Source organism: Marinobacter manganoxydans MnI7-9 (assembly GCF_000235625.1).
Classification (GTDB): Bacteria; Pseudomonadota; Gammaproteobacteria; order Pseudomonadales; family Oleiphilaceae; genus Marinobacter; species Marinobacter manganoxydans.
In genome coordinates this window covers 50,807-69,916 of sequence record NZ_AGTR01000044.1, presented here as the reverse complement: position 1 = coordinate 69,916, position 19,110 = coordinate 50,807, and the positions used below count along the sequence as shown (strand labels likewise).

The window sequence follows — 19,110 nt, the reverse complement described above, 5'->3', positions numbered from 1 at the left end:
TGGCTAACGGATTCCGACAATCCGGTACTCAGCCTGGTCGACGGTTGTCTTCGTACACTTTTTCCAGAGCCCGGATCTGTGGCTGCCACTTGTCCAGCCAATGTTTGATGTCTTTGGGAATTCGCGCAGTTTTCGGCCATGGCACCGGATACTGTGCGGGCTGGAACATGGGTGCAAACAGGGCGGCTGCGGTCAGGTCTGCGCGCGAAAACTGGTCGCCGGCCAGGAAAGGCCTTTCGGCGTAGATGGCAGCCAGCTCGGTGAGCAACTCTTCCATGACCTGGCGGGACTTTTCAGAGGTTTTTTCGTTGATCTTCATCCACTGACGCATGACTTCATCAACCCGGCTGAAAGCAAGGCTGAGCAGTATCCGGTTATAGAAAGGCGTTCCCGCGGCCAGCATGGGCACCACAATTTTGGGGCGCTGCAGGAAGTGGTGGTAGGAATAGCAGCGGATAGCCGGCCCCGCTTCCTCGTCAAGCCGGCGCTCCCAGGCCAGCGCCTGCTCACGAACGTCCGGGTCTGCCGGTGTCAGCGGGTGCTCGGGAAACGTCTGGTCCAGGTAATCCAGAATGGCGGCCGAGCCCTGAACCACGTGGCCGTCATGGTCCAGTACCGGCACAGAGGAGGCTTCACCGGTCAGTTTCCGGATGGTTTTCACATGTTGTCCCGGCAGCAGGTTCACCGTTTCGTAGTTGAGCCCCTTGTAGTCCAGGGCCCAGCGTATTTTTTCGCAGTAGTGGGAAATGGCAAATTGGTAAAGTTTCAGTGCCATGGAGTGTCTCCTTGGTTCAGCGTTCTAGCATACTGCCGGTGGGGCGGTATAAGAAGTCCCATCTGATGCCCATGGTGGCCTCATCGGTCGTTGGGTTCTAAACTGTAGGCCGAAAAGACGCTCACAAGGGAACTGACCATGCACTCACGACGAGTTTTGATGTTGTCCGTCGTCACTGCGGCGAGCCTTGCCATCTCCGCCTGCTCCTCTCTATCCAAAACCAGTCAGCCGGTTTCCGCGAGCTATGCTTGCGGGCAACTCGATATTTCCGTCTCCGGCACCGACGACAGCGATCTGATCAGCATCGACTATCTGGATCGACGTATTCTGCTCAAGCCGGAGGTAAGTGCCTCGGGCGCATTGTACGTAACCCCCGGCGACGAGCAGACGCGGTTCTGGAGCAAGGGTGAAAAAGCGACCCTGACAGTGAAGGGGCAAACCTATCCGGAGTGTTTGCAGCCTGGCGATCTGGAAATGCCGTTTGAGGCGCGGGGGAATGAGCCTTTCTGGCACGCGACGCTCGAAGGCGGTGAGCTCTTGATAACACGGCCTTTCGAGGAACAGGGAACCCGTCGGGTACCGGTTGAAGTCAAAACAGCCAACCGGCATGGGCGGACATTTGTGGCGACGCTGGCAGATCTCCCCATTACCCTGACAGTCGCCCGTCAGCTCTGTGACGACAGCATGTCCAGGGCTCAATATCCCGCGCAGGTGCGCCTGCAGGTCGGTGATGATGAGTTCAGGGGATGTGGTGGTGATCGCCAGCGTCTGTTACGGGGCGCAATCTGGGTTGTTGAGGATCTTGCGGGCGCAGGCATCATCGATCGGTCCCGGATCACGATCGAGTTTCTTGAGGGCAATCGGATCGCGGGCAGGGCGTCTTGCAACCGATACACTGGCACCTATGAACTCAGGGGAGAGGGCATGGCTATAGGCCCACTGGCATCAACACGGATGGCCTGTGCGCCCGCGCTGATGAATCAGGAGGAGCGGTTTCTGAACCTGCTGGACCAGGTGAATTCAGTGCGGATCGGGCAGCAGGGCCAACTGCTGTTGTCGACACCGGGCGGTGAGTCTATCCGGGCGTTTCAGTCTGACCACGACAGTCCATAGCGCGTCAGGATCTCTGCCACCCGCCCACTGCTTTGCAGGGCTCTCGCTCCCTCTGACAGGAGCGCTGCGAGCTGGGCGGAATCACGGCCGATCGGTGAAAATGCAACGTAGATCGGCGACTCGTGGATCACCGCGGCCATTCGCAGGCTTTCCGTGTTGTTCTCCTGCTCCAGTTGCCACTGCATCACATAGCGGTCTTCCGGGAATACGTCAGAGCGCTGCTGGTGCAGGAGTTCGATTGCCCGGCTCAGTGGTGCCGGCCCGGACAGCACCCAGACCCGCTCTGGATCGTCCTGGTACTTCTCGATATAGCTGTCCAGTTCCGGTGAGTAAGCGTAGCCGTTGATCGCCAGCAGCTTGGATTGGCTGAGTGAGTCGATGCCAGCGTACTGCCAGGTGTTGTCAGGGTGGGTGTAGAGCGCGATCGTCGAGTAACCAGTAGCGGCGTCCGGAAACACGAAGTCCGGCGCATCCCCCGGAAGGGCTCCGACAACCGCATCAATATACCCGTCCCGGGCCTGTTGCAGGGCCCGCGCCCAGCTCATGTTCACGTACTCGACATTGATACCGTAGAGGCCAAACGCCTCCCTGGCAATATCTATCATATAGCCTTCGTGCTCGGAGCCGGCTATACAATTGTGAGGACACCAGGGATCAGCGGCAATGACAACGCTTTGGCGCGGCTCTGTGGGAGCCGGCGCAGCGGGAGCGGTCTTCGTTGCCTTTGCCGCTGTTTCAGGAACCAGCGGTGGCGGGTCCTCTGGCTGCGAGCAGGCGGCAAGAAAGAGCGCGATGGAAAGAACCAGGGTTTTTGCCATGGTGATAAAACCGGGATGCCGATGACGTCGGCTCTCCCTGAAGCATAGACCCTGGTCGCGGTTTTGTAATGGCTAAAAGCCCCTAGGCTGCGGTTTTGTTCCTGTCAGCCGACGCGGCGGTCGGCACCAGCGCCCGGGCGAGGTCTTTCATGTGCAGGGTGCCCACGTGCTGATCGTCCCGGACTACCCGGAAATTCAGAGACATATCCCCGTCGGATTTCAGCAGTACCGTTTCAAGGTTGTCCTTTTCCGAGATGTCACCGGCGAACGTGGAGTCACCGTCATCCGGGGGACTCATGACCGATCGTACCCTCAGCACCCGTGCCCGATTGATATCGCTGATGAAGTCGACGATGTAGGGATCGCCGGGATTGAGCAGGATTTCCTGGGGATCTCCCTGCTGCACTACTTCGCCATCTTTCAGGATGACCAGGTGGTCGGCCAGTTTCAAGGCCTCATCAAGATCATGGGTGATGAACACGATGGTTTTCTGCAGTTCTTCCTGGAGCTCCAGCAACAGGTCCTGCATATCGGACCGAATCAGCGGATCCAGTGCCGAGAAAGCTTCGTCCATCAACATGATCGGGGCGTCGGACACCAGGGCTCGGGCGATGCCCACCCGCTGTTGCATGCCACCGGACAGCTGGTGTGGATACTGGTATTCGTTACCCTCCAGACCAACCCGCGCGAGCCATTTTCGGGCGTCGGCCTCAAAGTCCGATGTCGTATAGCCGCGAATGTCCTTGGCCATGCCGGCGTTCTCGAGCACGGTTTTGTGGGGCAGCAGGGCAAACTTCTGGAACACCATCGACATCCGCTCGCGGCGAAGCTTTCGCAGCTGCTCTTCGCTGTAGCTCATGATGTCTTCGCCATCGACACGGATTTCGCCGGCCGTGGGGTCGATCAGTCGGTTCAGGTGCCGGATGAGTGTGGACTTTCCGGAGCCGGAAAGGCCCATGATGACCGTGATCTCGCCATCGTGGATGTCCACGTTGATATCACGCAGACCGAGTACGTGTCGCTGCTGCTCCAGCAGATCGGCTTTGCCCATGCCCTTGCGAACATACTCCAGGGCAACATCCGGGGTCGGGCCGAAGATCTTGTAAAGGTTCCGGATCGAAATCTTGATGTCTTTTGCCATGGGGGCTTTCCTCACTGCTTCTGGGAGACGTTAATTCGTGCCAGGGACGCCTTGGTTACCCTGTCGAGAATAACCGCCAGGATCACGATGCCAAGGCCGGATACCAGGCCAACACCCAGTTCCAGATTACGGATGCCCCGCAGGACCAGAACGCCAAGCCCGGGCGCGGAAACCAGGGATGCGATAACAACCATTGCAAGACTCATCATGATGGTCTGGTTAACCCCTGCCATGATGTTGGGCAGCGCCAACGGGATCTGCACCTTGTAGAGTTTCTGTCGGGGCGTCATGCCAAAGGCGTCTGCGGCCTCAATCACGTCCTTGTCTACCAGCCGGATGCCCAGGTTCGTCAGCCGGATCACAGGAACAATCGCGTAGAGGATGATGGCGATGCCGTACAGCTTTGATTCGGTAACACTGAACAGGAAGATAAGCGGGATCAGATACACAAAAGGTGGCAGCGTCTGCAGCATGTCCAGCACCGGTATGATCATCCGTTGCAGGGAATTGCTGCGTGCCATGGCGATGCCTATGGGTACCCCCAGCAAGACACAGAGGAAGGCACATACAAAAATGATCGCCAGTGTTTGCATGGCGTAATCGTAATGGTCGATGAAGGCCAGTAGCACGATACTGCCGCCTACAAAGAGCATCAGTTTCCAGGATTTGGTGACCACGTAAACAACCGCCAGTAACAGTGGAATCACGATCCACCAGGGCGTGTTCAGCATGGCGTAAAGTGCGCCATCCAGGAACCAGCTAAGAGGCTGGGTCAATGGATCGAGAACCAGACTCAGGCTGTCCTTTATTGCCAGAAATCCCTGTTCCAGGCCCTTGGTAAGTTCCCGGGACTGGGGGAAGGCGGAGCAGGATTCGTTCAGGGCGTCCATGGACGGAAACGGGAGTTCCCATATAGAGGCCGGTTCGGCGCTCTCTCCCTTGGTTTTATTCAGCAGGTCGGCCATCGACATGGGGCCGCTGCTTTTGCCTTCCGAGCACCATTGCTCAAGGCCGAGCGATGAAAAAAGGGAATCGTAGGTTGCCATGGGCGGTCAGTCTCTCCTGCGCACGTCTGGAATCAGAACGGTTTTCGGGAAACGACCCGGGGCATCCCGAAGGATGCCCCGGGAGGGGCAGGTCAATCAGTTAAGAACGTTGGCCAGACGCTCACGCGCGGAGTCGTTCAGCCAGGTTGACCACTCGTCGCTGTTGTTGCTGAGGTAGTAAACCGCAGCTTCTTCGCCCGAGGCATTGTTGGAGTCCATCCAGGCCAGGATGCTGCTCATGGTCTCGGTCTTGAACGTCAGCTTGCTGAGCATCTCGGCCACTTCCGGCTCGCGCTCTTTGAAGCTGGTAGTGATCGACGTCAGAACCGTTGCCGCCGGGAAGTCGGATACGCCCGGATTGTCGACATCCGGCGTCTGGTTTTTCTGGTGCACGTCCGGCTTGATGTCGCCGAGATCAACCCGGGTCATGTCGTACTTGCCGAGCGGGACGGTCGGACCCCAGTAGTAGCCGAACCAGGGCTCTTTGTTCTGGACAGCAGACGCCATGGAGGACGCCAGGGTCTCACCGGAACCATGGTTGAATACGTCAATGCCGGACTCTTCCAGATCCAGGGCACGAACCAGGTTGTCACTCACAACTCGGCAGCCCCAGCCGTCCGGGCAGTTGTTGAAGGTGCCGCCAACGAGCTCAGGATTGGCCATGATGCCCTCGATGGTCTTCAGCTCCGGATGCTCTTCCGCGAGGTAGGTGGGAATCCACCAGCCTTCAACGCCGCCCGGATCCAGAACCTTGCCAAGGCGCTCCACTTTGCCCTGTTCTTCAAGGCGCAGGTAGGCCTCGCCCGCGGAGTTCAGCCACAGCTCGGTGACGATGTCAGGCTCACCGTTTTCGGCAACGGAAGTTACCGCCGGAACGGTATCGGAAGGAACAATGGTGACGTCACAGCCGTAACCCTGCTCCATGATGAAGGTGGCCACGTTGGTGACGACCGTGTTGGACGCCCAGTTCATTTCGGTAATGGATACCTCGCCGCAATTGGCCTGGGCCGCGACGGGTACGGATAGCGCGCAAAGCAGTGCAGCAGACTTAAGCTTTCGCATAGTCACTTCTCCTTTTCAGGGTTTGTGATTTTTGGAGGGTGTTGTCGGTGTTAGTGCCGATACGAGGGGACGGCGATCCATAAGGATCGGGAAAACAGCTCTTTCATGGTCGCTGTTAAGGTCGAACAAATCACGAGGTCTCGGTTAATACTTAACTGTAAGGATAACGAACCTCAGCTCAGTTACAAGGGCGTATTCCAAATGCGTCTTTAAAAGAGACACATTATGCCCCGGGAGAACTGTCAAGAAGGTGTAGTAATCGATGGATACACTCCGGGTACCTGAACCCGGAGAACAGCATGACAGAGCTGCGCGACCTGACACCTCACACATCAATCAGCCACGAGCAGGCCTCCCGGGATGGGCGTCAGCGAAGGTTGCTGAGAACCTTCCTGCCGGAGCTCGTTGGCCTGGAGCGCATCCTGGCGGAAGCGCCGGATTTCATCACAACCGAAGTGGTGGAGCGGGTCGCCCTCAAGGACCTCTCCTTGCCCATCTACCGTGTAGATATCGGATCTTCCCGGCCCGATGTGCCAGCGGTATTGCTTGTTGGCGGCGTGCACGGGCTTGAACGCATTGGAAGCCAGGTAGTGATGGCCTGGCTGAAGTCGCTACTCGCCAGAGTGACCTGGGACGAACATTTGCTGGGGTTGTTGCAGAAGGTTCGAATTACCCTTTTGCCAATCCTTAACCCGGGCGGTATGTACCTGAATCAGCGCAGTAATCCCAACGGCGTGGACCTGATGCGCAATGCGCCGATCCAGGCCCAGGAACGTAGCGCATTCCTGCTCGGCGGCCAGAGAATTTCACCCCGATTGCCGTGGTACACCGGCGACCCTGAACAGGGCATGGAGCCCGAAAACCTGGCTCTTGAGGCGGTCATAAAACAGCTGCTGCCGGGGCGGCCGTTCAGTGTGGCACTGGACTGCCATTCCGGATTCGGGATGCAGGACCAGATCTGGTTTCCCTACGCCTACCGGCGTCGACCCATGCGTCGAGTCGCATCGGTTATGGCGCTGAAGCTTATCTGGGAGCAGTCATACCCAAATCACGACTACCGTTTCGAGCCCCAGTCCCGCCACTATCTCACCCATGGCGACTTGTGGGATTACTTCTACAAACAGGTCAATCGCGAAAATGCCGGTGTTTTCCTGCCCCTGACCCTGGAGATGGGCTCCTGGCGCTGGATTCGCAAGCGGCCCCGTCAGTTGCTGAGACTCGACGGCTTTTTCAATCCCCTGGTTCCGCACCGGCACAAGCGGGTCCTGCGCAGCCATCTGACCTGGATGGACTTCCTGATTAACGCCGCCGCCAGCCACGAAAACTGGTTGCCGGCTCGGGATGAGGAGTCCATGCTGAAAGAAGCCGCGATCATGCACTGGTATCGCGATACTCTCTAGCGATCCAGCCGGCCCTGGCATCCATCAATCGGAACTATCGTATGCACTGGATTCTGTTGCGGGGTCTGACTCGGGAACACGCCCACTGGGGCAGCTTCCCGGCTCGCCTTGGGGAGGCATTTCCCGAGCACCAGTTCCATCTGGTCGACCTGCCCGGGACGGGCGTGCGATATCGAGAAGACAGTCCGGCAACGGTAGCGGCGATTCGGGAAGCTGTCTCCAGGCACGTTAGCCATATCCCCGGTCCTTTCAGCATCCTGGCACTTTCCATGGGCGGTATGGTGGCCCTGGACTGGGCCCAGCAGGCTGCGGATGGTCAGATCCAGAATCTGGTCCTGATCAATACCAGTTCCGGCTTCAGCCCGCCCTGGAAACGCATGCGGCCTGGGGTCTGGCCGCGAATTCTGCGGCTGCTGGCCCGTCAGGAGTTGTTTGACCGTGAGCGGGATATTCTCCGGCTCACGTCTAACCGTGAGGTGCCTCTGTCACTGGCAAAACAGTGGTACAGCATACAACGACAACGCCCCGTCAGTACCCGCAATGCGATCAACCAGTTGGCGGCTGCCGCCCGCTACAAACCCGGTGAAAAGCGTCCTGTGCCAGATGCCCTGATTCTCGCCAGCCGCGGCGATCGCATCGTTCACTGGCGCTGCAGTTCCACGCTGGAGCAGCGCTGGCAATGGACCATGAAACTGCACCCGGATGCTGGCCATGACCTTCCACTGGACGATCCGGAGTGGATTATCCAGCAGATCCGCAACTGGCTGCCCCGGTAACGCCGGTTGCTTGACGCAACTCTTCTTTCCGGTCAGTCTTCTCGTTTTGAACCGTCAAAGCCGCCATTGATCAGGAACGGAGCCGATAATAATGAAAATCTTCGAAACCAAAACCGCCCCTAACCCCCGCCGCGTGCGCATGTTCATGGCCGAGAAAGGCCTGTTGGACAAGGCCGAATTCATCGAGATTGACCTGCAGAAGGGTGAAAACCTGACACCTGAATTTGTCGCCCGAAATCCGATGAAGAAAGTGCCTGTGATGGAACTGGATGACGGCACCTGTATTGCCGAGACCATGGCAATCTGCCGCTATTTCGAAGAGAGCTACCCGGACACGCCGACCCTGATGGGCGACACCCCGCTTGAAAAAGCCCAGCTTGAGCAGTGGCTCCGGTGGATCGAGCTGTTCTTCTTCATGCCCACTGGCATGTGTTTTCAGCACACCACCGGCTATTTCAAGGACCGGATGAACCCGATCAAGGAGTGGGGTGAGGAATGCGGCAAGAGCGTTGAGAAGTTCATGCACTTCCTCGACAAGCAGCTCGAAGGCAAGGAATACATCTGCTGCGACCGCTTTACGGCCGCCGATATCAACGCTTTCACAACAGTGGCATTCGCGCGGGTGGTGGGCATCCGGATCAAACCTGAGCAGGCCAATCTGCAGGCCTGGTACGACCGCATCAAGGAACGCCCCTCTGCCCAGGTCTGAGCCACAGGCCAGTCAGAAACCAGAAGAGAGATCTTAATGACCACAACGGATTCAAGACTCCAGTGCGCGCTGGCGTCTATTGACGCAGCCAATAAGGCCGACCCCAATCAGGAGTCTTTCGACAACGAACGCCTCCCGAAGGAATACGCCTACAGCCTGCACATGACCCGCTGGCTGTTCGAGCTTGAATCCGACCCTTTCGAACGCATGCAGATCGCCTGCCGCGCCCAGCACATTGAGCGGTGGACGATGCCGCGGAAGGACTATCCGGAAGGTCGTAAAGCCTATTACCAGTGGCGTCAGGCCTGTGGCCGTATGCATGGCCGGCGTGCTGCAGAAATCATGGCGGATTGTGGCTACCCGAAGGAGGAGTGCGATCGGGTGGAGACCATCCTGACCAAGCGCGAACTGAGGCAGGATGCCGACACTCAACTGCTGGAGGACGTGGCCTGCATGGTCTTCCTGGAACGATATTTCGCAGATTTCTATGAGGAAAAAGCGGACTACGATCGGGAGAAGTGGCTACGCATAGTGCGCCGGACCTGGGGCAAGATGTCGCCCCGTGGGCACGAGGCGGCACTCAAGCTGGCAGAGGGGATGCCGGCGCACTTGTTGGAGTTGTTGCAGGAGGCTTTGGCGGAGCCTGATGTCTGATGGGAGCATGCGAATCGGCGGGTGGAGCTTTCCAAAATACGCTGTGAATACATCCTTGTACGCTCGGCTCCGCCATCCCTGGCTCCGCACGATTTTGGAAAGCTCCACCCGCCGACTCGCCCCATCTGAAGGAGTCAGCCTGCGGGGAAAAACAGCTCCCTCAATTTCGAACCAGGCTCTTCCGCCCGCATGAACGACTCACCGACCAGGAAACCGTAGATCCCACGGTTGGTCATGGCCTCGACGTCATTGCGGGTCATGATGCCACTTTCCGTAATGGTTAGTCGGTCCTGTGAGATCCGCTCGTGCAGATCAAACGTGGTTTCCAACGACACATCAAAGGTATGCAGGTTCCGGTTGTTGATGCCGACCAGAGGCGTCGTCAGCGTCAACGCATCATCCAGTTCCTCACCATCGTGCACTTCGACCAACACATCCAGACCGATTTCATGGGCAATACCTTCCAGCTCTTGCATCTGGTCTTTGGTCAGGCAGGCGGCGATCAGAAGGATGCAGTCGGCGCCAATGGCCCGGCTCTCGTAGACCTGATAGGGCGCGACCATGAAGTCCTTGCGGATCACGGGCAGACTGCAGGCATTGCGGGCGGCGACCAGATAGTCCTCGTCGCCCTGGAAGAAGTCGCGGTCGGTCAGTACCGAAAGACAAGCGGCGCCGCCTTTCTCGTAGCTCTCGGCAATGACCGCTGGTTCGAACGGATCCCGCAGAATGCCCTTGCTTGGTGAGGCTTTTTTGATTTCTGCGATAACAGCGGGAGTCTGCTGTTCAATTCGGCTGCGCAGAGCATTAGCAAAACCTCGGGCTGCCGGTTGATCACCAGCTTTGGCCTTCAGATCTGCAATCGAGACTTGGCGCTTGCGCTCGTCAATTTCTTCCCACTTACGATCAACAATTTTCCGAAGGATTGTCGGTGTTTTATCCAGATGTCTGTCAGTCATATCAGGCTCGTAAAAAGTTAGCGAGAGCCGGAGGGGAGGGAGCTTCCAAAACTGTCTGCAGCCACGGATGGCTGCAGCCAAGCCCTACATGGACGTATTCACGGGCGTGTTTTGGAAGCTCCCTCCCCTCCGGCTCGTCCGGCTGCAAAATCAGCAGGCCGGGATCAAAAGCACTGGGAAAAATCAGCCAGCTCCGACATCTTGCCGGCAGCGAGGCCAGAGCCCATGGCGTCGAGGGCCATATCCACACCTTCTTTCGGCGTCTTGGCCAAACCAGCGACATAGATCGCTGCGCCAGCATTGAGGGCAATCAGGTCCCGGGCTTTCTCGGCCATTTCATCGTGGCCACGACCGAAGGCTGCCTTGATCAGCTTTAAGGAATCGTCGGCGGTGTCCACGGTCAGGCCCACCAGAGCCTGGCTCTTGATGCCGAGATCCTCGGGGGTGATGTCGTACTCGGTGACTTCGCCGTTCTTCAGTTCGGCTACATGGGTCGCGCTGGCAAGACTGATTTCGTCCAGGCCGTCTTTGGAGCAAACGACCATGATGTGCTCGGCCCCAAGGCGATGCAGCACCTCCGCCATCGGGCGACACAGCTCCCGGTTGAACACGCCCACCAATTGGCGTTTAACGCCCGCCGGGTTGGTCATCGGGCCCAGGATGTTGAAAATGGTCCGGCAGCCCAGCTCCTTGCGGGGGCCGATGGCATGTTTCATGGCACCGTGGTGGGCCGGAGCGAACATGAAGCCGACACCAATTTCCTCGACGCAGCGGGCCACCTCTTCCGGTTTCATGCTCAGATTGATGCCCAGCTTTTCCAACAGGTCGGCACTGCCGCTCTTTGAGGAAACTGCCCGGTTGCCGTGCTTGGCCACAAAGCCGCCGGCTGCTGCCACCACGAAGGAGGCGGCGGAAGACACGTTGAACAGGTTGGCGCCATCGCCGCCGGTGCCGACGATGTCCACCAGGGGTTCGGCCTTGACCGTAACCTTGGTGGCCAGTTCGCGCATAACCTCGGTGGCGCCGGTGATTTCGTCAATGGTTTCGCTCTTCAGACGCAACCCCATGAGAAAAGCGCCGATCTGGGCGTCTGTGGCCTCGCCGTTCATGACGATACGCATCACGTCCTTCATTTCCTCCCGGGAAAGGTCCAGGTTGGAGGCAATGCGGTTGAGAGCTTCTTTCATGTCCATGTGTCGGCCTCTTATTGTGTTCTCAGAAAGTTGCGCAGCAGCTCGTGGCCCTGTTCCGTCATAATAGACTCCGGATGGAACTGCACGCCTTCGATGGGCAGGGTCTTGTGGCGAACCCCCATGATTTCCTCGATGGAACCGTCGTCGTTGCGGGTCCAGGCGGTCACTTCCAGGCAGTCGGGCAGGGTGGCCTTGTCGATCACCAGGCTGTGGTAGCGGGTCGCCTGCAGCGGGTTGCTCAGGCCCCGGAACACGCCAGTGTCCTTGTGGAATACCGGGGACACCTTGCCATGCATGACCCGGCCGGCGCGGATGACGTCACCACCGTAGACCTGGCCAATTGCTTGATGGCCCAGGCAAATGCCCAGGATCGGAACCTTGCCGGCGAAATGCCGGATGGCCGCCATGGAGATGCCAGCCTCGTTCGGGGTGCAGGGGCCGGGGGAAATCACCAGCCGCTCCGGGTTCAGGGCTTCAATCTGTTCGATGGTAATTTCATCGTTGCGGTGCACCTGCACGTCGGCACCCAGTTCGGCCAGATACTGCACCACGTTGTAGGTGAAGGAATCGTAGTTATCGATCATCAGCAACATAATCTGTTCCTCCGCCTCAGTGGTCGAAATCGTTGTAGGTCATGGCCACCGCGCGGAAAATGGCGCGGCCCTTGTTCATGGTTTCCTTCCACTCGAGGCGGGGCACCGAATCGGCCACCACGCCGGCGCCTGCCTGGATATGCAGGGTGTTGTCCTTGATCACGGCGGTACGGATGGCAATGGCTGTGTCCATGTTGCCGTTGAACGACAGATAGCCAACGGCGCCTCCGTAGACCCCACGCTTGACCGGCTCCAGTTCGTCGATAATCTCCATGGCCCGGATCTTGGGCGCACCGCTAAGGGTGCCGGCGGGCAGGGTGGCGCGCAGCACGTCCAGGCAGCTGGTGTTGTCTTTCAGCCGGCCGGTCACGTTGGAGACGATATGCATCACGTGGGAGTAGCGCTCCACGATCATCTTGTCGGTCAGCCGGACCGTGCCGGTTTCCGACACCCGGCCGGCATCGTTACGGCCCAGGTCGATCAGCATCAGATGCTCGGCAATTTCTTTCGGATCAGCCAGCAGTTCTGCTTCCAGCGCCTTGTCCTCGGCATCGGTGGCGCCGCGCTTGCGGGTGCCGGCGATCGGCCGAACCGTCACTTCCTCGTCTTCCACCCGGGCCAGGATTTCCGGGGAGGAGCCCACGATGTGGAAGTCACCCAAATCCAGGAAATACATGTAAGGGGAAGGATTCAGTACCCTGAGCGAGCGATACAGGTTCAGCGGTGGCGCCTCGAAGGGAATCGACATGCGCTGTGATATCACCGTCTGCATGACATCGCCGTCGAGCACGTAGCCCTTGATCTTGTCTACCGCGGCTTCGAATTTGTCCTGGGTAAAGCCGGAAATAAAGTCGCTCTCGTCCACGGCTTTTCCGCGCAGGTGTTCTGGGGTGCGGGGCGCGTCAGCGGTCTGCCTGTGCAGATGGTTTTCCAGCTGATCAATGCGGCTCTGCGCCTTTTCGAAGGCGCCCTCAATGGCCGGATCGGCATGGACAATCAGATGCAGCTTGCCCCGCAGGTTGTCGAATACCACGATCTCGTTGGACACCATCAGCAGGATGTCCGGCGTGCCGATTTTGTCCGGCGGACAGCTCTTGCGCAGCCGTTTTTCGATGTAGCGCACGGTGTCGTAGCCGAAGTAGCCCACCAGGCCGCCATTAAAGCGGGGCAGCTCATCCAGATCCGGTGCATGGAAGCGTTTCTGATAGGCTTCGACAAAGGTGAGCGGATCGTCCACTTCCTCGGTCTCAACAACCTCGCCGCCGCGGCTGATCTCCACCCGGTGGTCGAAGACCTTCAGTACTTCGTGACTGGGCAGGCCGATGATCGAATACCGGCCCCATTTCTCTCCGCCCTGAACGGATTCGAACAGGTAGGAATAGGGTCCGCTGGCGAGTTTGAGGTAGGTGCTCAGGGGCGTGTCGAGGTCGGCCAGTACCTCACGATACACAGGGATACGGTTAAAGCCGGCGTCGGCGAGCTCGGTGAATTGCTCGGGTGTCATGGTACGGTTTCCTGAAATCTGATCTGCATTGTGGATGAAAGCCTGTGCTTCCATCAGGTGCTGCGGGCTCGACCAGCAGACGCCAGTCAGCCTCCGGGCTTGCTCAGCCGGTGCGCCATCGCCACCATCGTGTTGCGCGGGTTGTCAGGATGCCTCGCGCTGCAGTCAGATTCAGTCCCTGCACGGCAGGAATCTCCCGTAAAGAAGTGCTCAATGTAAGTTCCTTGTGAGATTACAAAAGCTCGGCCAGCGAATCAACAACCGCGTCGGCGCCCAGAGTATCCACCGCAGGCCCGTAGTTATACCCGTACCGCACCGCCACACAGGGAATGCCCGCGGCCAGCGCCGCGTTAATATCCGCTGCGGAGTCGCCTACCATGACTGTGGTTCCGCGGGTGCCCCCCAGGGTTTCCATGGCATGAAGCAGGGGAGCGGGGTCCGGTTTCTTGACCGGCAGGGTGTCACCACCCACGGTCAGGTCGAACCAGTGATCCAGTCCCATTTGCTCAAGCAGCGGTGCCACAAACTGTTCCGGCTTGTTGGTGACGATGCCCAGCCGGCAGCCCTGGTTCTTCAGGTGCGTGAGACAGGCCTCGACTCCGGCGTAGACTACCGAATGCTGTCCGTTGAGCGTGCCGTAGGCGTGATAGAAAATCGCCAGGGCATCCTTGAACAGGGCCTCGTCTTTTGGTCGCGCCGGTTCCCAGTCCACCTGGCCGGCCAGGGCCCGGCGCACCAGAACGCTGGCGCCATTGCCTACCCAGTTCCGTACCCGGTCAATGCCTGCTGGTGAGCGCCCAAGATGCGCCAGCATCTGGTCCACGGCGGCCGCCAGATCCGGTGCACTGTCCACCAGGGTGCCGTCGAGATCAAACAGGGCAATCCCCGGCCAGCGTGGATTGAACAGCCCTGCCAGGCTCATTGGCTGATCACCCTGCGGGCCTGCTCCAGTTCTTCGCGCATGGCATCAATGGTGGTTTTATAGTCGTCGGTGTTAAAGATGGCAGATCCCGCCACGAAGGTGTCGGCACCGGCCTCGGCGATTTCCCGGATGTTCTCGGTCTTCACGCCACCGTCGATTTCCAGGCGGATATTGTAGTTACTGGCATCGATGCGCTTGCGGGCCTCCCGGAGTTTGTCGAGCGTGCCGGGAATGAACTTCTGGCCACCGAAGCCGGGGTTTACCGACATCATCAGCACCATGTCCAGTTTGTCCATCACATGATCCATATAATGCAGCGGCGTGGCCGGGTTGAACACCAGGCCCGCCTGGCAGCCACCGTCGCGGATCAGCTGCAGTGAGCGATCAATGTGGTTGGTCGCTTCCGGGTGGAAGGTAATGTAACTGGCCCCGGCGTCGATAAACATACGGATGAGGTCGTCCACCGGCGACACCATCAGGTGCACATCGATGGGGGCGGTCACGCCGTGCTTGCGCAGCGCCTCGCAGACCATGGGGCCAATGGTGAGGTTGGGTACGTAGTGATTGTCCATCACATCGAAGTGCACCACGTCGGCGCCGGCGGCCAGCACGTTATCGACTTCCTCGCCAAGACGGGCAAAATCGGCGGACAGGATGGATGGGGCAATCAGGTAAGGGTTCATGACGGCTCTCTCACAACAATGGATAATGGCTTGGTCAGCGGTCCCTGCCGCACATTCAGGATGGCTGCTAGTCTAACAGCTCAGTGGCGTTTTTTCGCAGTCAAAGGATCAGTATCTGTGCAGAGATTCGAGATTTACCGGCCCGGCGTGTTCTGGTTTTTTGTCCTGGCGCTGATGTGTGTCGCACCGTCCATCACCCTCGGGCAGGAAGAGAGCGGGACGGCCGGTGAGGCCGAAGGCGTCGAGGCGTCAGAGTCTGCGAGTCGGGCCCTGATCTGGACAGGCACCGGCGAACGCTCCCTGATCCAGCGTTTTCCCGAATCAGCGGTATGGCTGGAGCTTGAGGAGGGTGATAGGGCGCTGGGCCTGTTCTACCCGGAAGCCAGGTTGCCGGCTCGCGGTGCGGTGCTGGTTCTGTCGGAAGAAGGTGAAACTGCCGCTTCCGGGGTAACCGGCTCACTGGCAGCGGGGCTGGCTTCCAGGGGCTGGGCCGTGCTCACCCTTGGCCTGGAGTCGCCCTCACCGGTTCTGAGTGAAATCCTGATGCGGCCGGTGGTAGAAGAACCATCGGCGGAAACGGAGGCGGGTGAGCAGGAAGCACCGGAATCGGTCATGATCGATATCATGGCTTCAGAGAGTGCCGATGATCTTGAGGCGCGCTACCGAAGCCGGATCAGCCAGACGCTCCAGGCAGGGCTGGCCCAGTTGGCTGAGCGGGGCTATGAAACACCGGCTGTTCTGGGAGTCGGGCGAGCCAGCATACACGTGACCAACCAGGTACTGGAGGGGGCTGATGCCGCTGCGCTTATCTGGGTGGCTTCCCAGTTTTACCCCGTTGACCGTCCAGATCTGCCCGAACGTCTGGAGTCGCTGAGCACGAAATTGCTGGAGCTTTATCCGTCCGGAGCCGCTGATGATCAAACGAAATGGAGTATGGGAATGAGGTTGCGCCGGGCCGGGATGAGTGGCTTTGAGCGACAACCGATTCCCTGGCTCACGCCAGCGCCCGGAACCCTGGGCGATGGGATTGCCAGCCGCGTTGCTGCATGGCTGGAGTCCCGCCAGGACTAGCGGACGGTGTTGTGGCGCTTGATCAGTTCCCAGGCCTGCTGATAGTGAAGCAGACGATCCTTGGCCAGTGCATGCTCGCGGGGGCTGACCTGCTGTTGGGCCAGCTTGTCCGGATGGCACTCGGATACCTTCTTGCGGTAGGCCCGCTTGATCACCTCCAGTGAATCCCGCCGGGTGACCCCCAACAGCTCGCAGGCCTGCTGATAACTGGTGGGTCTTGAGAGATTCTCGCTATGCCGGGTCCATACCTTGCTGGCATAGCTGTCGAAGATGTCCTCGCTGATGCTAACCGGTAGGCCAATCTGGTCAATGGCATCCTCGCAGCGATAGCGCCTGGGTTTGGCGGGCCGGCCGTTCAGTTGACTGGCGTGGCACAGACAGATGGCGGTTTTCAGGGCCGGGGAAGGCCATAGCCGGCGGGACAGGCGCATGGCCAACCCGCGGATGAAAGGCAGTTGCCCGGCTGACTTGCCGTCCTGGAACCAGCCAATGGCGCGCCGTCGCTGACGCTTCGACAGCCTCATGGCCTTGATCAGGGATTCTGCATAGCCAATGTCGGCTTCGGTCACTCGCCCCTCTGCTTTGGCGATATAACCGAGGAAGAAGAACAGGGGGCGCCTGCACCAGCGGGGCAGATGGGCGCGCTCGATAAGCGCGGGTGCCTGATGGCCGCAGGCTGAGAGTTCCCGCATCAGGCTGGAAAACTCGGCGTCCATCCGTGCCGGCAGCACCGGTTGTCGTTTACTCCCTGCCATGGCTTTCAGATTCCCTGTTGCCCAGTTGCCTGTCCAGCGCCTGGAGGCGTTCCGGGGTGCCGACGTCCACCCATTGTCCCCGGTGATAAAGGCCTTTCACGCGGCCTTCGCCCATGGCGTTGCGCAGCACAGGCCCGAGCTTTCCGGACCGGTCGGTCAGGCCTTCGAACAGTCGCTGGTGTAACAGGCTAATGCCGGTGAAGGTCAGCTTGTCCGGGCCATCGCTATGGAGTACTCCCTGGTCAGTGAGGTGAAAGTCACCTTCCGGATGGTGTGGCGGATTGCTGGTGACCACCAGCAGGGCGTCTGCGTCAGGCGGCGGTGTCAGTCGAGACAGGTCGAAATCGCTCCAGATATCGCCGTTGATCGCCAGAAACCAGTCAGATTTGTCACCGGCAAGCAGAGGCAGAGCGCGCACGATGCCACCGGCGGTTTCCAGCGGCTCGCCTTCACGGGAATATTGAATGGATAGCCCGAACCCTTCGCCGTTTCCCAGGGTTTCCTCAATCTGGTCGCCCAGCCAGGCATGATTGATCACCACCTCACGGATTCCCGCCCGCCGCAGGTGCTCCAGATGATAGGTGATCAGAGGTTTGCCAGCGGCCCTTAACAGGGGCTTTGGTGTGGCCAGCGTCAGTGGCCGCATGCGTTCACCTTTGCCGGCTGCGAGAATCATAGCCTTCACTGGGGCAAGCGCTCCTGACCCGGGGCCGAGCCGATGCTCGTCTCGATCCGGGGCATAACCGTATCGCTCAGCCATTCGTGGAAGTGTCGCAGGGCTGGCTGTCGACCGCTGGCAACGATCAGGTACTGAACGGTTCGGGGAATGTCCTTGAGATAGCCGTGCTTGCCATCGCGGATCGATAGCCGGGCAAAAATGCCGGCAGCTTTCAGGTGCCGCTGCATGCCCATCAGTTCAAACCACTGGCGGAAGGTCTCCGGGTCCGCACGATGCAGGCCAGCCTCGAGGCTGCTCTGGCGGTAGTCTTCCAGCCACTCGCAGATGCGCTTCTCTGGCCATTGGATGTAGCAGTCTTTCAGCAGCGAGACCACATCGTAAGTGACGGGCCCAGTAACCGCATCCTGGAAATCGATGACACCCGGGCGAGGTTGGTCTTGGCGAACCAGCAGGTTTCGGGAATGGTAGTCCCGATGGACCGTCACTTCGGGTTGAGCCAGGGCGCTTTCCCGCAGCATGGAAAAGGTCGTGTCCAGCAGGGCCCGCTCGCTGTTTTCCAGGTTCATGCCCAGATGCCTCTCCAGAAGCCAGTCCGGGAACAGCGCCATTTCCCGCTCAAGCAGGGTGGCATCGTAAGGCGGTAGCGGGTAATCACTGGGGGAAGTCTGGCTCGCGATCAGGGTCAGCTCTTGCAGGGCGTTCCTGTAGAGCTGGTCTGCGGACTCGGTGTTCAGTCGGCCAAGCATCAGCTGGTCGCCAAAATCCTCCAGTAGCAGGAAGCCCTGCTTCAGATCAGCCTGCACAATGTCCGGCACCGCAATACCTTGGCGGTGCCAGTGCCGGGCGATGGCCACGAAGGGCTCGCAGTCTTCATGTTCCGGGGGCGCATCCATCACGATAAACGGTGCACCGTCCCCGGTAGCGGTCGTCGGATTTGCGTGCTGCCAGACCCGGAAATAACGGCGAAAACTGGCATCGCCGGAAACCGGTTCGGCTTCGCACTGTTCGAAGCCGGGAAATTGTCTGACCCAGTTGGTCAGCAACTGCAGGCGGGTATCCATGGCTCGGGTTGCAATCCTTTTAAATTAAGTTGTCGCTGACTGCGAAAGTTAGCAGACCAGTATAAAGAGGGTAAAACGGTTTTGCAGCGGAGTTTCCGTTAACAACCCCGGAGTGCACGTGTAAACTAGGCCGCTGTTAACCTTGCCCGTCCTCATATTCACCCGGAACAGGATTCAGCCACTGTGCCATGTCCAGAAC

General features: G+C 59.2%; 20 protein-coding genes. 6 read left to right on the top strand and 14 right to left on the bottom strand.

Features of this window, described 5'->3' with window-relative positions:
- Positions 1-28: 28 nt before the first annotated feature.
- Positions 29-775 (bottom strand): glutathione S-transferase family protein, encoded by a 747-nt coding sequence (locus KYE_RS11420; protein WP_008173418.1) that lies wholly within the window; start codon positions 773-775, stop codon positions 29-31.
- 138 nt (positions 776-913) lie between these two features.
- Between KYE_RS11420 and KYE_RS11415 the strand changes: the two genes are divergently transcribed.
- The gene (locus KYE_RS11415; protein WP_227497823.1) at positions 914-1,888 is read left to right on the top strand and encodes an META domain-containing protein; all 975 of its coding nucleotides are present in this window, start codon (positions 914-916) and stop codon (positions 1,886-1,888) included.
- Here the strand turns inward: KYE_RS11415 and KYE_RS11410 are convergent.
- From KYE_RS11410 to KYE_RS11395, 4 genes are all read right to left on the bottom strand, one after another.
- Positions 1,864-2,706 carry a substrate-binding periplasmic protein gene (locus tag KYE_RS11410; protein ID WP_008173414.1) on the bottom strand — a complete coding sequence of 281 codons (843 nt, stop codon included), beginning with the start codon at positions 2,704-2,706 and terminating at the stop codon, positions 1,864-1,866. The genes KYE_RS11415 and KYE_RS11410 overlap by 25 nt on opposite strands.
- 82 nt (positions 2,707-2,788) lie before the next feature.
- The gene (locus KYE_RS11405; protein ID WP_008173413.1) at positions 2,789-3,847 is read right to left on the bottom strand and encodes a quaternary amine ABC transporter ATP-binding protein; all 1,059 of its coding nucleotides are present in this window, start codon (positions 3,845-3,847) and stop codon (positions 2,789-2,791) included.
- Between the two features lie 11 nt (positions 3,848-3,858).
- On the bottom strand, positions 3,859-4,893 hold the full coding sequence (locus KYE_RS11400) for an ABC transporter permease (protein WP_008173411.1): 1,035 nt from the start codon (positions 4,891-4,893) through the stop codon (positions 3,859-3,861).
- A gap of 96 nt (positions 4,894-4,989) precedes the next feature.
- Entirely contained in the window at positions 4,990-5,955 is a 966-nt protein-coding gene (locus KYE_RS11395) for an ABC transporter substrate-binding protein (protein WP_008173409.1), read from the bottom strand.
- A gap of 299 nt (positions 5,956-6,254) precedes the next feature.
- Between KYE_RS11395 and KYE_RS11390 the strand changes: the two genes are divergently transcribed.
- The 4 genes from KYE_RS11390 to KYE_RS11375 all read left to right on the top strand — a co-directional run bounded on the left by KYE_RS11390 (position 6,255) and on the right by KYE_RS11375 (position 9,494).
- Entirely contained in the window at positions 6,255-7,355 is a 1,101-nt protein-coding gene (locus KYE_RS11390) for a M14 family zinc carboxypeptidase (protein WP_008173407.1), read from the top strand.
- 41 nt (positions 7,356-7,396) lie between these two features.
- On the top strand, positions 7,397-8,131 hold the full coding sequence (locus tag KYE_RS11385) for an alpha/beta fold hydrolase (protein WP_008173405.1): 735 nt from the start codon (positions 7,397-7,399) through the stop codon (positions 8,129-8,131).
- A gap of 91 nt (positions 8,132-8,222) precedes the next feature.
- Entirely contained in the window at positions 8,223-8,840 is a 618-nt protein-coding gene (locus tag KYE_RS11380) for a glutathione S-transferase family protein (RefSeq protein WP_008173402.1), read from the top strand.
- A 36-nt stretch (positions 8,841-8,876) separates the two neighbouring features.
- Positions 8,877-9,494: a DUF4202 domain-containing protein gene (locus KYE_RS11375; RefSeq protein ID WP_008173400.1), complete on the top strand. Its 618-nt coding sequence runs from the start codon at positions 8,877-8,879 to the stop codon at positions 9,492-9,494.
- Between the two features lie 134 nt (positions 9,495-9,628).
- Here KYE_RS11375 and trpC read toward each other — a convergent pair whose 3' ends face one another.
- From trpC to rpe, 6 genes are all read right to left on the bottom strand, one after another.
- Positions 9,629-10,450, bottom strand: a complete 822-nt coding sequence (gene trpC / locus KYE_RS11370; protein ID WP_008173398.1) for an indole-3-glycerol phosphate synthase TrpC — start codon at positions 10,448-10,450, stop codon at positions 9,629-9,631.
- Between the two features lie 164 nt (positions 10,451-10,614).
- Entirely contained in the window at positions 10,615-11,643 is a 1,029-nt protein-coding gene (gene trpD, locus KYE_RS11365) for an anthranilate phosphoribosyltransferase (RefSeq protein ID WP_008173396.1), read from the bottom strand.
- A gap of 11 nt (positions 11,644-11,654) precedes the next feature.
- Positions 11,655-12,236 (bottom strand): aminodeoxychorismate/anthranilate synthase component II, encoded by a 582-nt coding sequence (locus tag KYE_RS11360; RefSeq protein ID WP_008173393.1) that lies wholly within the window; start codon positions 12,234-12,236, stop codon positions 11,655-11,657.
- Positions 12,237-12,252: 16 nt separating this feature from the next.
- Positions 12,253-13,740, bottom strand: a complete 1,488-nt coding sequence (gene trpE / locus KYE_RS11355; protein WP_039882005.1) for an anthranilate synthase component I — start codon at positions 13,738-13,740, stop codon at positions 12,253-12,255.
- Positions 13,741-13,972: 232 nt separating this feature from the next.
- Positions 13,973-14,662, bottom strand: a complete 690-nt coding sequence (locus KYE_RS11350) for a phosphoglycolate phosphatase (protein ID WP_008173387.1) — start codon at positions 14,660-14,662, stop codon at positions 13,973-13,975.
- A complete protein-coding gene (gene rpe / locus KYE_RS11345) occupies positions 14,659-15,345 on the bottom strand; it encodes a ribulose-phosphate 3-epimerase (RefSeq protein ID WP_008173385.1) in 687 nt (228 codons plus the stop codon). Before rpe ends, KYE_RS11350 begins: the two co-directional genes overlap by 4 nt.
- Before the next feature lie 117 nt (positions 15,346-15,462).
- Here rpe and KYE_RS11340 point away from each other — a divergent pair, with 117 nt between their 5' ends.
- Entirely contained in the window at positions 15,463-16,416 is a 954-nt protein-coding gene (locus KYE_RS11340; RefSeq protein ID WP_008173383.1) for a DUF3530 family protein, read from the top strand.
- Here KYE_RS11340 and KYE_RS11335 read toward each other — a convergent pair.
- Genes KYE_RS11335 through KYE_RS11325 form a run of 3 tightly spaced genes read right to left on the bottom strand, consistent with a single transcriptional unit; the run spans position 16,413 to position 18,911 of the window.
- Positions 16,413-17,171, bottom strand: coding sequence for a DnaJ domain-containing protein (locus tag KYE_RS11335; RefSeq protein ID WP_039881998.1), 759 nt, complete (start codon positions 17,169-17,171; stop codon positions 16,413-16,415). The genes KYE_RS11340 and KYE_RS11335 overlap by 4 nt on opposite strands.
- Entirely contained in the window at positions 17,158-17,856 is a 699-nt protein-coding gene (murU, locus tag KYE_RS11330) for an N-acetylmuramate alpha-1-phosphate uridylyltransferase MurU (protein WP_039881997.1), read from the bottom strand. Before murU ends, KYE_RS11335 begins: the two co-directional genes overlap by 14 nt.
- Positions 17,853-18,911 carry an aminoglycoside phosphotransferase family protein gene (locus KYE_RS11325; RefSeq protein ID WP_008173378.1) on the bottom strand — a complete coding sequence of 353 codons (1,059 nt, stop codon included), beginning with the start codon at positions 18,909-18,911 and terminating at the stop codon, positions 17,853-17,855. The genes murU and KYE_RS11325 overlap by 4 nt, the downstream gene beginning before the upstream one ends.
- Positions 18,912-19,110: the final 199 nt, after the last annotated feature.